At 41.1% G+C, this 15,589-nt stretch carries 11 protein-coding genes; 5 read left to right on the top strand and 6 right to left on the bottom strand.

Translation table 11 applies throughout. From position 1 onward, the window contains the following. Window positions 1–192 precede the first annotated feature (192 nt). The 4 genes from typA to B2O97_RS19605 all read right to left on the bottom strand — a co-directional run bounded on the left by typA (window position 193) and on the right by B2O97_RS19605 (window position 5,344). Window positions 193–1,998, bottom strand: coding sequence for a translational GTPase TypA (gene typA, locus B2O97_RS19620; RefSeq protein ID WP_070565863.1), 1,806 nt, complete (start codon window positions 1,996–1,998; stop codon window positions 193–195). Between the two features lie 78 nt (window positions 1,999–2,076). Continuing rightward, window positions 2,077–3,267: a glycine C-acetyltransferase gene (kbl, locus tag B2O97_RS19615; RefSeq protein WP_286767946.1), complete on the bottom strand. Its 1,191-nt coding sequence runs from the start codon at window positions 3,265–3,267 to the stop codon at window positions 2,077–2,079. 249 nt (window positions 3,268–3,516) lie between these two features. Beyond that, complete coding sequence (locus B2O97_RS19610; RefSeq protein WP_112375269.1) at window positions 3,517–4,764, bottom strand: ABC transporter permease; 1,248 nt, start codon at window positions 4,762–4,764, stop codon at window positions 3,517–3,519. A 154-nt stretch (window positions 4,765–4,918) separates the two neighbouring features. Next, a complete protein-coding gene (locus B2O97_RS19605) occupies window positions 4,919–5,344 on the bottom strand; it encodes a DUF2147 domain-containing protein (RefSeq protein WP_070565860.1) in 426 nt (141 codons plus the stop codon). 460 nt (window positions 5,345–5,804) lie between these two features. On the opposite strand from B2O97_RS19605, the gene B2O97_RS19600 reads away from it, so the two are divergent. Together B2O97_RS19600 and B2O97_RS19595 are read left to right on the top strand one after the other, a co-directional pair. Continuing rightward, window positions 5,805–6,146 (top strand): phage holin family protein, encoded by a 342-nt coding sequence (locus B2O97_RS19600; protein WP_112375452.1) that lies wholly within the window; start codon window positions 5,805–5,807, stop codon window positions 6,144–6,146. Window positions 6,147–6,358: 212 nt separating this feature from the next. Next, a complete protein-coding gene (locus tag B2O97_RS19595) occupies window positions 6,359–8,275 on the top strand; it encodes a heavy metal translocating P-type ATPase (RefSeq protein WP_286767945.1) in 1,917 nt (638 codons plus the stop codon). Window positions 8,276–8,358: 83 nt separating this feature from the next. Here B2O97_RS19595 and pgi read toward each other — a convergent pair whose 3' ends face one another. After that, entirely contained in the window at window positions 8,359–10,029 is a 1,671-nt protein-coding gene (gene pgi, locus B2O97_RS19590) for a glucose-6-phosphate isomerase (RefSeq protein WP_070565858.1), read from the bottom strand. A 218-nt stretch (window positions 10,030–10,247) separates the two neighbouring features. Between pgi and prfB the strand changes: the two genes are divergently transcribed. The 3 genes from prfB to B2O97_RS19575 all read left to right on the top strand — a co-directional run bounded on the left by prfB (window position 10,248) and on the right by B2O97_RS19575 (window position 14,522). Continuing rightward, a protein-coding gene (gene prfB / locus B2O97_RS19585; protein WP_112375267.1) for a peptide chain release factor 2 occupies window positions 10,248–11,331 on the top strand; the annotation gives its coding sequence in 2 pieces (ribosomal slippage) (window positions 10,248–10,307 and window positions 10,309–11,331; 1,083 coding nt in all). Window positions 11,332–11,740: 409 nt separating this feature from the next. Then, window positions 11,741–13,186: a glycosyltransferase gene (locus B2O97_RS19580; RefSeq protein ID WP_201303443.1), complete on the top strand. Its 1,446-nt coding sequence runs from the start codon at window positions 11,741–11,743 to the stop codon at window positions 13,184–13,186. 34 nt (window positions 13,187–13,220) lie between these two features. Next, window positions 13,221–14,522: a nucleotide sugar dehydrogenase gene (locus B2O97_RS19575; RefSeq protein ID WP_286767944.1), complete on the top strand. Its 1,302-nt coding sequence runs from the start codon at window positions 13,221–13,223 to the stop codon at window positions 14,520–14,522. 293 nt (window positions 14,523–14,815) lie between these two features. Here B2O97_RS19575 and B2O97_RS19570 read toward each other — a convergent pair whose 3' ends face one another. Then, complete coding sequence (locus B2O97_RS19570) at window positions 14,816–15,451, bottom strand: carbonic anhydrase family protein (RefSeq protein WP_070565856.1); 636 nt, start codon at window positions 15,449–15,451, stop codon at window positions 14,816–14,818. Window positions 15,452–15,589 lie beyond the last annotated feature (138 nt).

The following is a 15,589-nucleotide window of genomic DNA, read 5'->3' as shown; positions in this document are numbered from 1 at the left end:
ATAGCAATGATAACGAATTCTTTCTGTCCATTAGCCGCCCTCGGTGAGTTCATTGGCCCCTGCATGATAACAAATAGGTCTAAAAGTAACAGATCCACAAATGTTTGCTAAGGCAGCGCTTTGAATTATCAATAACGAAAAAAGCCATCGAATCAGATTCGATGGCTTTTTTATATAGCGTTTAACTATTGACTATTGAAATTTCTTCGCGTTTACTTTACGCTCGTTTTCAGTCAAATAGATTTTACGTAGACGCATTGATTGCGGTGTCACCTCAATATACTCGTCAGCTTGAATATACTCCATACATTCTTCCAAGGAGAATTTGATTGCTGGTGCAATACGTACGTTGTCGTCAGAACCAGAAGCACGCATATTTGTCAACTGTTTTCCTTTGGTAACGTTGATCGTTAAATCATTGTCACGGATGTGTTCACCTAGGATTTGTCCTTCATATACATCCACACCTGGATCTACGAAGAAACGACCACGGTCTTGTAACTTATCGATGGAGTATGCTGTTGTTGAACCCGTATCCAAAGAGATCAATACACCTGCCAAACGACCAGGAATTGTACCTTTCCAAGGCTCGTAACCTTTCAAACGGTGCGCCATAACAGCTTCACCCGCTGTTGCTGTCAACACGTTGTTACGTAAACCGATAATACCACGAGAAGGAATAGAGAACTCAAGATGTTGCATATCTCCTCTAGCTTCCATAATCAACAACTCACCTTTACGTTGTGTAACCAACTCAATTACTTTTCCTGACACATCAGAAGGTACGTCAACAACAAGTTCTTCGATAGGTTCACATTTTTGACCATCGATTTCTTTGATGATAACTTGTGGCTGGCCTACCTGCAACTCATAACCTTCGCGACGCATTGTTTCGATCAATACGGACAAGTGAAGGATACCACGTCCGTATACCAACCAAGCATCTGGAGACTCTGTAGGAACGACACGTAGTGCTAAGTTTTTCTCCAACTCTTTTTGTAAACGATCGTAGATGTTACGTGATGTTACCAATTTACCTTCTTTACCGAAGAAAGGAGAGTTATTGATGGTAAACAACATGTTCATTGTTGGTTCATCAATGCTGATAACTTCCAATTGCTCTGGATTTTCGAAATCTGCAATGGTATCACCGATATCGAAACCTTCGATACCTACTACAGCACAGATATCACCTGCATGTACTTCAGATACTTTGATACGGCCCAAACCTTCAAATACCTGTAGCTCTTTAACTCTTGATTTTACAACTTTTCCGTCGCGTTTCACCAAAGAAACAGGTTGGTTTTCTTTGATTGTACCACGAGCAACACGACCGATAGCGATACGTCCTACGAACGTCGAATAATCCAATGATGTTACCTGCATTTGCAAAGTACCTTCAGATACTTCTGGTGCAGGGATATATTTGATGATGGCTTCCAACAAGTCCGTGAAGTCTTCAGTACGATTTTTCCAATCTGTAGACATCCATCCTTGTTTTGAAGAACCGTACAATACTGGGAAGTCCAATTGCTCTTCAGTAGCACCTAAGTTGAAGAATAGGTCAAAAACATGTTCGTATACTTCTTCAGGACGACAGTTTTCTTTATCGACTTTATTGACAACGACGATAGGTTTGATACCTAATCCCAAAGCTTTACCTGTAACGAAACGTGTTTGAGGCATTGGTCCTTCGAAAGCATCGACCAATAGCACTACTCCATCAGCCATCTTCAATACACGCTCTACTTCACCACCGAAATCGGCGTGACCTGGGGTATCGATGATGTTGATTTTAACACCTTTATATGTTACTGATACGTTCTTAGATACAATAGTGATCCCGCGCTCACGCTCTAAATCATTATTGTCTAGGATTAATTCACCAGCATTTTCATTTTCTCTGAATTGATTGGTAAAATATAAAATTTTGTCTACAAGCGTAGTTTTACCGTGGTCGACGTGAGCGATGATCGCAATGTTTCTAATGTTTTGCATTGAGCAAGAATATTTTTATAAAATTTTAGGGTGCAAAGATAAACATTTTGCACCACAAAATTTATAACTATGTGTATTTTATTTAATTACACCTAATTCTTTACCAACTTTGGTAAAGGCGGCGATTGCTTTATCCAGGTGAGCAGCTTCGTGTCCTGCCGAAATCTGCACACGGATACGAGCTTTTCCCTGAGGTACAACAGGATAGTAAAAACCGATGACATAAATTCCCTCGTCCAGCATCTTGGCTGCAAACTCCTGTGCCAATTTCGCATCATAAAGCATCACAGGCACGATTGGGTGGAAACCTGGTTTGATATCAAATCCAGCAGCCGTCATTTTTTCACGGAAGTATTTTGTGTTTGTTTCCAGTTTGTCTCGCAATTCAGTTGTCTCGCTGAGCATGTCCAATACCGCTACAGAAGCTCCTGCAATTGCTGGTGCCAGGGTATTAGAAAATAGGTATGGACGTGAACGCTGACGTAACAAATCGATGATTTCTTTTTTACCGGAAGTGAAACCACCAGAAGCACCGCCTAAGGCTTTGCCCAAAGTGCCCGTAATAATGTCTACACGATCGATAACATTGAAAAGCTCGTGTGTACCACGTCCCGTTGCACCGATAAATCCAGTACAGTGCGACTCATCGATCATCACTAGCGCCTGGTATTTGTCTGCTAGATCACAGATCTGATCCAATGGAGCTACAGATCCATCCATCGAAAATGCGCCATCTGTAACAATGATTTTATGTCTAGCACCAGATGCAGCCTGCAATTGTGCTTCCAAATCAGCCATATCTGCATTTTTATAACGGAAACGTTGTGCTTTACACAAACGAACACCGTCAATGATAGAGGCGTGATTCAATTCGTCAGAAATGATGGCATCTTCAGCACCAAATAAGGGTTCAAACACACCACCATTCGCGTCGAATGCTGCCGCATATAAAATAGTATCTTCTGTTCCGAGGAACTTTGAAATTTTTGCTTCTAATTCTTTATGCACATCTTGGGTACCACAGATGAAACGTACGGATGACATTCCATAACCATGTGTATCAATCGCTTTCTTAGCTGCTTCGATTACTTTGGGGTGCGAAGACAGACCCAAATAATTGTTAGCACAAAAATTGACAACTTCCTGTCCTGTACTCACTTTGATGTCTGCTCCTTGAGGCGTAACGATTACACGCTCTTGTTTATACAATCCCGCTTCTTTGATTGCTTCCAATTCCTTTTCTAAAACTGGTTGTAATGTATTGTACATAATTCGATTTTATTTTTTTATACAATATTACAGTTTTTCATTGAGATAATGTGTTTTTCAATGGCTAATGAAGCGATCAATAGCATAATTTTTTCGCAATGCTATTGATGGTTTTCATTGGAATAAGTTGCTTTACCTTGCGAGAAAAGGGCACTTTTCCTCTTGCTTTGATAGCGACCAACAGGGAGACATCTTCGGGCTGCAAGCAGGGTGAATGTAAAAATAGAGCGATAGGGTGGCCAATGTGAATTACTCATAACGAAGCGCGTCGACGGGATCCAGTTTAGACGCTTTTGAGGCGGGGTAATAGCCCGATAGCATACCAACGAGTCCACATACCGCAAAACCTAAAATTATCGCTCCCCAAGGTATAATAAAGGATGTGCCGAGCTGTAGCGCCAGGATATTACCGATCAGGATACCAATAAAGATTCCGGCCACACCTCCGATCATACAGATCACGATGGCTTCCATCAAAAATTGTTTCCGTATAACACTCGGTGTTGCACCGATCGCCTTGCGTATGCCGATCTCCCGGGTACGTTCAGTAACCGAGACTAGCATAATGTTCATCAATCCGATTGAAGCTCCCACAAGGGTTATAAAAGCAATCACCACGGCTCCCAAAGTAACCATAGCCATATTTTGCATCAGCATCTGGGCAACCGCATCGGATTTGGTGATTTCAAAATCATTGGACTGCCGTGATGTCAATCCGCGGATATTCCGAAAGACGATGGTAGCTTCGCCGATTGCGGCTTCCAATCGCATCGGATCATTGGAAGAAACAGTTATCACATAGGAGGGCTCGGTACCCTGCATCACTGCCCGGGCCTTGATCAGTGGAATAAAGCAGGCCCTATCCCCGCCCATCCCGGCAGAAGAACCTTTACTTTTTAAGACTCCTATCACCAAATAGCGGATATTGTTAACCGTAATAAACTGCCCTATTGGATCAATAATTTCGTTGAATAGCATTTTACTCACTTCACTACCGATGATGATCACGCCACTACCTGTTTCAACCTCCCGCGTAGAAAAATTACGGCCTTCGCTAACAACATACCCTGATGTCTGCAGATAATTTTCATCTGTCCCGATCAGGCCGATATTGGGGTTTGTTTTTTTGGATTGATATTTTGCGGTCGTATTCCAGCTTACATTGGCACTGATCGATGTCAGCGCATTAAAGTGAAAATCCTGCCTGAATCTTGCAGATTGTGCATAGGTAATATTAGCAAAGACTTTTGAGCGAGTTCCTTCATTACCGATCCGGACATTTAATCCCCGGTTGCGTATGTTGAAGGAATTTGATCCCATGGATGAAAAGGAATCTGTTAGCGAGTTTTTCATGGCATCGATCGAGGTCAATACTCCTATTAATGCCATCATCCCTATGGCAATGATCAGTGCTGTTAAAAATGTCCGCAGCTTATTCCCTACAATGGACTGTAGTGCAAGCTTGACATTTTCAACATAAGACATTTTTACGGCCATAGAGCTGGTATTTATAATTTGTAGGGATGAAAATACTGTAATTCCAGCACAAAACCAAAAAGGCAATTTACTTCCAAGAAATAAATTGCCTTTTGGATGGAATCTGACCTATCCATGCAAGCGGATTATGTTGATTTTGCGGCCATTTCCTGCCTTAATTAATTCTTTTCCATGTCTCGGTGCGTCCAAGCAAGCTCACACCAACATAGCCTCTTATATCAAGCTTATCTCCTTTTAAGGTCATCTTGCAGCTATACGTTTTGCCCGATTTCGGATCGTAGATCTTGCCGTCAACATAGGTATTGCCATCTTTATCAAAATTGGTCAAGATTTCGAGTCCTTGCACATTTCTGCCCTGCAATGCTTTATCTGGGTTTTTTATATCTTTCTTGGGCTGACCGGCTTCATTATTTGGAAATTTCAGCCAATAGAGCTTACCAAAAAACTTATCGCCTTTCTTGTAAATTTCAACACGACCTTCGCCGCTTGGGTTTTCCCACTTTCCGATGATGGGATCGGTCTGCGCAAATAATGCCACTGTAGTAAGCAGCATTATGAATGACATCATAATTTTCTTCATGGATCTATTATTTTATGAACTTAATTCTTTCAATTTTCCCTACTATTGGTGATCCGATCGCTTATTTAAACGACGTAAGTACGTCGTTCAATTCTTTTCCACCATCGGCAATCGTCATACATAACACGCATAATCGTTAATGACTATACTGCTATAGCATGTGTAGCTTCCGAATAAATATACAAAATATTTACTATGCTTGCATATATTTTTTATTCCGGTATTGCTATTTATCAAACAGCTCCCGCTTACTAATACCAGTTAACGGTCCATCCATCCATCCATCCATCCATCCATCCATCCATCCATCCATCCATCCATCCATCCATCCATCCATCCATCCATCCATCCATATACCTCAAAGATTTAAAAGCGATAATTTAAACAAAGTTTGGCATTGGGTTTGTACGACAATTATTATATTATTACTTTATTTACTCGTTATAAATTAGCACATATTATGAAATTTATTATTAGTCTTTTAGTTACTGGCCTGGTAGTCGCAATTGCTTGCTGGGTTGTCCCTGGTGCGGAAGTTGCTGGTTTCGGCTGGGCGATCGTTACAGGACTTGTCATTGGATTTGTCAACGCCACTGTGGGATCGATTTTAAGGTTATTTACTTTCCCATTGAATTGGATTACCTTGGGTCTAGTTTCCTTTATTATTACCGTATTAATGGTCTTGTTGACCGATTCACTTCTCGGCTCCAAATTTGATGTACATGGATTTTGGACCGCAGCGCTGTTTGCCATTGTCGTTGCCATATTGGAAATGATTATTGGCAGTATGTCAAAAGATTAAGAGTACATTCATTACATAGCATAAGGGGCTATCCAAAAAATTGGATAGCCCTTTTTCACATTCCTCCATTGAAATAACCTATCAGTTGAAATATATTTTTTACCGGTCCGATTCCTCTAAAATAGTCGTCTTTATGGATGAGTTTATCCCCATTCCCTCGCTTTTTACGGCAGAATTCGGTAAATTTAATTCTCATAAAGAACCGCTGATATATGTGCGAACACAACCACGAGCATAGCCATGCCACACCGGAGCATGGTCTTACAACAAAGGAACAGCCTTGGTGGATCACCCAACGTAAGCTCCTCATGGCTCTCACCATCTTACTTACTTTACTCCTATTGAAATATGCGTTTAAGATCAGCCTTCCCTTTGGCATCAGCTTGACCTTAAATAGCGTTGCCTACCTTCTCGCGGGAATCCCCGTTATTCAAATGGCATTTCGCAAGGCAAGCCGTGGTGATATTTTTAATGAATTTTTTTTAATGACCGTTGCAACCTTGGGTGCTTTCGCCATTGGAGAATTTGAAGAGGGTGTCGCGGTAATGGTATTCTACCAAATCGGAGAGTGGTTTCAGGATACTGCCGTCGATAACGCCAAGAAATCAATTAAATCGCTATTGGATATCCGTCCCGATAAAGTAACGGTGCTGCGCAACGGGCAACAGCAGCAGGTAAATCCAAAAACCGTCACAATCGGTGAAATTATCCTTGTAAAAGCAGGAGAAAAAGTGGCGCTGGATGGTAAATTGAAAACGGAGAAAGCCGCATTTAATACCGCAGCATTGACTGGAGAGAGTAAACCCGATACAAAATATAAGGACGAAGCTGTTTTTGCAGGCATGATTAATCTGGAAACGGTTGTTGAGATCGAGGTAACCAATACATTTGAGGATAGCAAATTGAGCAAAATTCTCGAAATGGTCCAGGATGCTACCGCACGGAAGTCCAAAACACAATTGTTTATTGCCAGATTTGCCAAAATATATGTTCCTATTATTTTCGGCCTCGCGCTTTTGGTTCTTATTTTACCCCTGTTTTTTGTTCAGGACTATAGTTTTAAAGAATGGTTCTACCGGAGTTTGGTCTTCTTGGTGATCAGCTGTCCCTGTGCCCTGGTTGTTTCGATTCCCTTGGGGTATTTTGGTGGTATAGGTTTAGCCTCCCGAAATGGCATACTATTTAAGGGCGGGAACTTCCTCGATGCCATCACCGCTGTCGATACCATTGTCATGGATAAAACGGGGACACTTACAGCGGGTGTATTTGAAGTAACGGAAGTTTTTGCTGTCCATGGAGATCCAACGGAATTACTGAGTTACGCTAAGGCTGTCGAGGCACATTCAACACATCCCATCGCAAAGGCGATCGCAAGTTATCATCCCGGCAGGCCCGCATTGCAAGCTGAGAAAACCCAGGAAATAGCAGGCCACGGACTCCTCGCCACTGTTAATGGAAAACGTACACTCGCAGGCAACAGCAAGTTACTGGACAAATTCAATATCAGCTATCCTGCAGAGCTAAGGCAAGTGGCCTACTCCATTGTATTGCTTGCCATCGAAGATCAATATGCGGGTTATATCACTGTGGCGGATCGGATTAAGCCCGATGCCAAGGAAGTGATCCAAACCATGCGTGCTCAAGGTCTATATACCGTCATGCTATCTGGGGATAAAACAGCGGTAGTAAATGAAGTTGCCAAAGAACTTGGGCTAGACAAAGCTTATGGGGACCTCCTTCCGGAAGATAAGGTAAATCATGTACAACAACTGATCGATCAAGGTCGCCGTGTTGCCTTTGCCGGTGATGGCGTAAATGACGCACCGGTAGTAGCCTTGGCGCAGGTCGGCATCGCCATGGGTGGACTCGGAGCCGATGCAACCATCGAAACGGCTGATGTGGTGATCCAGAACGATGAACCCCACAAGATCCTGTCTGCCATCAAAATCGGTAAAATTACCCGAAGCATTGTCTGGCAGAACGTCATTCTCGCGATGGGGATCAAAATCATTGTCTTGATTCTTGGTGCCGGTGGTGTTGCAACACTCTGGGAAGCCGTCATCGCCGATGTTGGGGTAGCGCTTTTGGCTATTTTAAATGCCATTCGAATCCAGCAGAAAAAAGTCTAACTAAAAGCAGGGCTGTCCAAAAGTTGAACAGCCCCGTTTCTTCTATTTCATCCCCGATCTAATTTAGATCACAAAGAGCAATTTTAATCCCGCCAAGCTTTGTACGCATTGATCAATCCATTTGTCGAAGAATCATGACTTGTAACCGGATTGGCGTCGCTTAATTCCGGGAGGATTTGATTGGCCAATTGTTTACCGAGCTCGACACCCCATTGATCAAAACTATAAATATTCCAGATCACACCCTGGACAAAAATCTTATGCTCATACAATGCGATAAGTCGTCCTAAAGTGCGTGGCGTCATTTTTTTGAACAGGATGGAATTCGTTGGGCGATTACCTTCAAAAACTTTATAGGCTTTCAGTGCTTCAATTTCCGGGTCCGACTTTCCGGCTTTCTTAAATTCAGCAACCACTTCGGCTTCCGTTTTGCCATTCATCAAAGCCTCAGTCTGCGCAAAAAAGTTAGACAACAGCAATTGGTGGTGGTTTCCGATCGGATTAAGACTATTGGCAGGTGCAATGAAATCACAAGGAATCAACTTGGTGCCCTGGTGAATCAACTGATAGAAGGCGTGCTGCCCGTTCGTACCAGGTTCACCCCAGATAATCGGTCCAGTCTGATAATCCACCTGTTGACCATTGCGATCAATATACTTACCGTTACTTTCCATATCCCCTTGTTGGAAATAAGCGGCAAAACGGTGTAGGTATTGATCGTAAGGAAGAATTGCGTGACTTTCCGCTTGGAAAAAATTATTGTACCATACACCAAGCAAAGCCAATATCACGGGAATATTGGATTCAAAGGAGGTTTCCTTAAAATGAACATCCGCTTCATAGGCACCTTTCAACAGTTCCTCGAAATTATCGAAGCCTATTGCCAAACTGATTGAAAGACCTATTGCAGACCACAGGGAATAACGTCCGCCCACCCAGTCCCAAAACTCAAACATATTCTGGGTATCTATTCCAAAGGCACGTACTGCTTCTGTATTGGTGCTCAATGCAGCAAAATGCTTAGCGACATCTTCCTGAAGGGCACCACTGGCCAGAAACCAATCTTTAGCGGTATGGGCATTGGCCATCGTTTCCTGTGTTGTGAAAGTTTTTGATGCAATCAAAAACAACGTTGTTTCAGGATCCACAGCTTTCAATGTTTCAGCAATGTGTGTACCGTCTACATTGGAAACAAAATGGACATTTAACCGCGTCTTATAAGCTTTTAATGCTTCTGTTACCATCACAGGGCCGAGATCTGAACCTCCAATACCGATATTAACTACATCGGTAATTTCTTTTCCTGTATATCCTTTCCACTGGCCAGATAGAATCTCTTCGGTGAAAGTTCTCATGTGTGCCAACACTCGTTTAACATCAGGCATGACGTCCTTTCCATCCACATATACGGGTTGGCCGGATTGGTTTCTCAAAGCGGTGTGTAACACCGGTCTGTTTTCGGTCACGTTGATCCGCTCGCCCGAGAACATAGCCGCTATCGCTTCTTCAAGACCACATTCTTTAGCCAGCTGTACCAAGAGCGCTTTTGTCTCTGCAGTAATCCGATTTTTGGAGTAATCCAAAAGTATATCTTCAAAAGCGATCGAGAACTTCTCAAAACGTGCGGGATCTGCGGCGAAAAGTGTGCGTAAATCATTTTTTTCGCTATTGTTAGATAGCCCTGATAAAGAACCAAAATGCTGTGCTAGATTCGTATAGGCCGCAGTCTTTGTAAAATTAATTTTTGGGAACATACTGTTTTTACTGAAATTAGTTGTTTTAAACATCAATAAGAGCCTTCTGTATTTCATTGTTACACATCGTGTAGATCCTTAAATGAAGGTTTATTCTGTTGACAATACCAAAACTAAAAAAAAAAGGTCAAATTATCTCTATTTGACCATCTATTAGGACGCGAAGTTATTAAGCTAGAAGCGCGAATTTATTAATTAAAATTTCTACTTTAGCGGATATGACAAAAGAACAAATTCAAGACTTGAGGGATCGTGTTACTTCCCTGAGGAGGCATCTTTGACATCGATGCACGCAAAGAAGAAATAGAAAGAGATCAAGCTATTACGCTTGAAGCAAGCTTTTGGGATGATTCCAAAGCTGCAGAAAAAATACTCTTGGCCATAAAAAACCAAAAGGTATGGACAGACCACTTCGACGAAGTTGCAGCGGCGGTTGAAGACGCCTATGTTATGTATGAATTCTTCCAATCTGGCGACGCGAGTGAAAAAGAAGTGGACGATCAATATAGAGTAGCTTTAGAGAAAGTCGAGGAGCTCGAGTTCAAAAACATGCTTAGTGCCGAAGAGGATCAGCTGGATGCAATCTTACAGATTACAGCTGGTGCCGGAGGAACTGAAAGCTGTGACTGGGCTGCCATGCTGATGCGGATGTATATTATGTGGGGCGAGAAAAATGGGTATAGGGTGACCGAACAAGATTCGCAGGAAGGTGATGTTGCAGGTATCAAGAGTGTAACGTTACAGATATCCGGAGATTTTGCTTATGGCTATCTGAAGGGCGAAAATGGTGTACACAGGCTCGTTCGGATTTCTCCATTTGATTCCAATGCAAAACGCCATACCTCGTTTGCTTCTGTTTATGTCTATCCTTTGATTGATGATAATATTGAGATTGATGTTAAGGATTCAGAAATCGAATGGGATACTTTCCGCTCGGGTGGTGCAGGAGGTCAGAATGTCAATAAAGTGGAAACAGCTGTTCGATTACACCACAAACCTACTGGCATTATTATTAAAAATCAGGAATCCAGATCGCAATTACAAAACAAAGAAAATGCGATGCGCTTATTGAAATCACAGTTATATGAGATTGAAATGCGTAAACGCCAGGAAGCTACCGCTGCTATTGAAGGAAACAAAAAGAAAATCGAATGGGGATCCCAAATTCGAAATTATGTCCTCCATCCTTACAAGTTAATTAAAGATTTACGGACCAATTACGAAACCTCCAATACACAAGCTGTCCTGGACGGTGATCTAAATGATTTTCTAAAAAATTATCTAATGGAATTTGGTGGATAAAGACTATTCCGAAACTTGATGATATTGAAGACGTCCCCCTTTGGAGGCGTCTTTTTTTTGTACTATCCTTTGCCCCCTTTCCTACACAGTTTGTCACAAAAACTGTCAATTTCTTTTAACAATCTGCATGCAAATGTTAAAAAACCTTAAAAGTCTATTGAATCGATCGTCGTTATATTTTGGCATAATTCTGTTACAATAAAATCACAAAACACTACAAATCAACAGATTAATTACATATTATTTGTATCAAGAACGTTACAATTAGAAGGGATTGCTTATTTTTGGCACGAAATAAAGGCATGTCTTTTGCGTTTATGGAATCGTAATATTTTCATTACAAAAGATACCGACAGCGGTATCTCTTTAAACACTGAACGAAAGAATGTATATCTAAAATAGAACGGTTATGAATTACATGAAAGACAACTCGATCGTATCCAAGCAGATGGCCAAACAATGGAAGCCTGCGGTATATGATGTAAATGCAGGAGAAAAGCGATCTGATCACACAGTGAGCAAAAACGAGGAAAGCAACTTTGGACCAAAAGAATATGGTATTTTTGGAGCCACTTTTTTTATACTATTTGCGTCAGTTTTTGGCGTATACATGCTTCAACCAGATTTTGACGCATTACGTTTCCAACGTTTAGACAGCATCGGCGGAACATTTTTAATTGCGTTGGGAATATTTCTTGCTGTTGTTGCTATCAGCTTTTTGATTTTTTTGATTGTACTGCATCGTAAATATAAACCCATTGCTTCAGTATCGGACGATGAGCTACCGACTTGTACGATTATCGTTCCAGCTTATAACGAAGGACAATTAGTTTATGATACCTTACATAGTTTGGCTAGCAGCGATTATCCGGAGAAGAAATTGCAGATTATTGCAATCGACGACGGTAGTAAAGATAATACCTTTGCTTGGATACAACGTGCCAAAATGGAATTGGGCGATCGTGTTGAAATTTATCAGCAGCCCAAGAATATGGGTAAGAGACATGCCTTGTACCGTGGATTTAAGTTAGGTACGGGAGAGATTTTCATCACGGTTGATAGTGACTCTATTGTTAAAAAGGATACCATACGTAATATGGCCAGTCCATTTGTAACAAACAAGGAATGTGGGGCAGTTGCGGGTAATGTGCGTGTATTGAATACTAAAAAAGCGATTATACCGCGTATGTTGAATGTGAGCTTCGTATTCAGTTTTGAGTTTGTGCGTTCTGCACAAAGTATGTTGGGTACTGTCATGTGTACACCAGGAGCATTATCTGGCTATCGTAAAGAGGCTGTCATGAACTGTTTGGAAGATTGGATTAACCAGACTTTTATGGGACAACCGTCTGATATCGGTGAAGATCGCGCGATGACCAATATGATCCTGAAACAGGGGTATCATGTTCTATTTCAATCCAACGCATACGTTTATACCGACACACCTGTACGTTACAAAAATCTGTACAAGATGTTTATCCGTTGGGAACGAAGCAACGTGCGTGAAAACATTGCGATGAGTCAATTTGCATTTAAGAATTTCCGTCAGGGACCTAAATGGGGAGCACGTATCTTATTGCTTATGCAATGGAAAAAAGTGTTATTGTCTTATCCGATGATGTTACTGATGTTATGGACCGTATTTCATTATCCACTGATGTTCTTAAGCTCAACATTGGTCGGTATCTTAATATTTTCCAGCGTCCAGGCCTATTTCTTTGCTTCCAAAAACTCGGATGCCAAAGAAGCTTTCTGGGCTTATAGTTACAGTATATTTTATGCTTTCAGCTTATTCTGGATTACACCGTATGCGATAGCGACCGCTGGACGCAGAGGTTGGTTGACAAGAGGTTAAATTTAAAGCAAAGAACGTATATTTACAGCTATATATGAGAGATTTTAAGGTAAAAAAAATTGCCATCATTGGTCAAGGATATGTCGGATTGCCGTTAGCAATAGCATTTTCCGATTATTTCCCCGTGATTGGATTTGATATTAATGAAACACGTATTGATGAACTTAGGCGCGGTGTTGACCGTACACTGGAAGCTGATAAAAAAGAACTGGAACGTGCAAGAGAGCTATTTATCACATCAAACCAAAGTAAGGGATATGATGCGAGTAATTCTACCGCAGACATTGCTGATGCAAACGTATACATAGTCACTGTACCAACTCCGATAGATCGCTATAATTCACCAGACTTGTCACCATTGTTGGAGGCATCTAAAATGATTGGCGGATTATTAAATCCGGGCGATTTGGTTATTTATGAATCTACCGTCTATCCTGGTTGTACTGAAGAAGAGTGTATACCTGTTTTGGAAAGTTGCTCGGGATTAAAATTTAACCAAGATTTTTTTGTTGGTTATTCACCAGAACGTATTAATCCAGGCGATAAAGTAAATTCACTTCAAAAGGTCATGAAAGTGACTTCTGGAAGTACACCTGAGGCAGGATTGGTGGTAGATGGACTTTATAAGAATATTATTGAAGCCGGGACACATTTGGCGCCCTCAATCAAAGTTGCCGAAGCTGCCAAGGTGATCGAAAATGCGCAGCGCGATGTAAATATCTCCTTTATGAATGAGCTCGCGCTAATCTTCGACCGTGTAGGAATAGATACACAGGATGTGTTAGATGCTGCGGGCACAAAATATAATTTTCTACGTTTTAAACCAGGACTAGTGGGCGGTCATTGTATTTCTGTAGACCCCTACTACCTCGCTCAAAAAGCAACTCAACTAGGTTATCACCCACATGTTATTTTATCTGGAAGAGAAGTAAATGATCAGATCGCCTCCTTCATCGCATCAAAAGTGGTGAAATTGATGATTCAGAAAAACATCAAATTTGAAGGGGCAAAAGCGTTAGTATTGGGCATCACCTTCAAAGAAAACTGTCCTGATATGAGAAATAGTAAAGTTATAGATATGATTCAGGATCTTCAAGAATTTGGTCTAAAAGTCGACATTTATGATCCATGGGTCAATAGAGATGAAGTGAAATCACATTTTAATTTAAAACTATTATCGGATCTTCCCGAATCTGCAGATTATGACAGTGTTATTCTGGCTGTGGGACACCGAGAGTTCTTACATTTAGATCTCAATAATTTAAAAAAGAACCCATCCGTTGTTTTTGATATTAAGGGCATACTCGACAGAAAATTTGTAGATGCCCGCTTATAAAGATCCGTTCTAATTGTCTTTTTTCAAATCCTGATCTCCTTGTCAAAAATTTAAGCAGATCAGGATTTTTAGTATCTGGCATTTTGTGCAATCGTTTGATAAAAAAACATTACTATATTTCTGTTTTTAATATTAACTCAACACCACAATTATAATTTAACCTAATTAAACTAGGGATGTTACACAAATTGCGGTAATCATGAAACAGTTAGATGACACAGAACTATTCGCATGGATTCAAGCAAATGACCGTCATGCTTTTTATTCTTAAAAAGTATACACGACCTTTCGGCTTATAGCCAACTTACGCTACCAGTTTCGACGTCATAGTTCGCTCCGACAATTTTAATTTTACCCTCTTCTTCCAATTTCCGGAGCGTTGAACTCTGTTTGCGAATGTCACGGATTGCATGTTTAATATTCTGTTGATTTAGTTTTTCAAGCAGTACACTATTTTTAGAAGAACGTTCTTCCCCCTGCTCGATCACTTCATTGATGATCGGGTCGAAATGATTAATCAAATGATTTAGGTTATCCATTCCCATACCCTCGATCTGCGCCGCATCCAATCCTCCTTTTAATGCCCCACATTTGGTATGCCCCAAAACGACAACAAGTTTAGAACCGGCCACATTGCAACCAAACTCCATCGATCCCAAAATATCCTGATTGACAAAATTTCCGGCAATCCGGATACTGAAGATATCACCCAATCCCTGATCAAATATAAGCTCAGCTGAAGTACGGCTATCGATGCAGCTTAGCACCACGGCGAATGGCCACTGCCCTTCACGTGTAGCGTTCACCTGTTCGAGAAGATCGCGGTTAGCTTTCAGGTTATTAACAAAGCGCTGGTTTCCTTCTTTCAGGAAGTCCAATGCCTTTTGTGGGGTAATTGTTGATTGTGTTTCGTACGTATGTGCCTTCATAAAATTATATTATTTGGAATAGTAAAGGTAAAATTAATACGTTACATTTTAATTACCAAGAAGACAAAATACCTGTAAGTGGTTTATAGTTTCACCCAACGCTTACGCAAGAGTTGTTTTCCAGCCCTCAACGTAAAA

This window comes from Sphingobacterium sp. UBA865 (genome assembly GCF_002295765.1).
GTDB classification, from domain to species: Bacteria; Bacteroidota; Bacteroidia; order Sphingobacteriales; family Sphingobacteriaceae; genus Sphingobacterium; species Sphingobacterium multivorum.
This window is presented reverse-complemented; position numbering and strand designations above follow the sequence as displayed.

Bases quoted from the DNA above. Each gene is read 5' to 3' on its own strand.
- kbl (WP_286767946.1), bottom strand. From the start codon at position 3,267: ATGTACAATACATTACAACCAGTTTTAGAAAAGGAATTGGAAGCAATC.
- B2O97_RS19600 (WP_112375452.1), top strand. From the start codon at position 5,805: ATGAAATTTATTATTAGTCTTTTAGTTACTGGCCTGGTAGTCGCAATT.
- B2O97_RS19595 (WP_286767945.1), top strand. From the start codon at position 6,359: ATGTGCGAACACAACCACGAGCATAGCCATGCCACACCGGAGCATGGT.
- B2O97_RS19580 (WP_201303443.1), top strand. From the start codon at position 11,741: ATGAATTACATGAAAGACAACTCGATCGTATCCAAGCAGATGGCCAAA.
- pgi (WP_070565858.1), bottom strand. From the start codon at position 10,029: ATGTTCCCAAAAATTAATTTTACAAAGACTGCGGCCTATACGAATCTA.
- B2O97_RS19570 (WP_070565856.1), bottom strand. From the start codon at position 15,451: ATGAAGGCACATACGTACGAAACACAATCAACAATTACCCCACAAAAG.
- B2O97_RS19610 (WP_112375269.1), bottom strand. From the start codon at position 4,764: ATGGCCGTAAAAATGTCTTATGTTGAAAATGTCAAGCTTGCACTACAG.
- B2O97_RS19575 (WP_286767944.1), top strand. From the start codon at position 13,221: ATGAGAGATTTTAAGGTAAAAAAAATTGCCATCATTGGTCAAGGATAT.
- typA (WP_070565863.1), bottom strand. From the start codon at position 1,998: ATGCAAAACATTAGAAACATTGCGATCATCGCTCACGTCGACCACGGT.
- B2O97_RS19605 (WP_070565860.1), bottom strand. From the start codon at position 5,344: ATGAAGAAAATTATGATGTCATTCATAATGCTGCTTACTACAGTGGCA.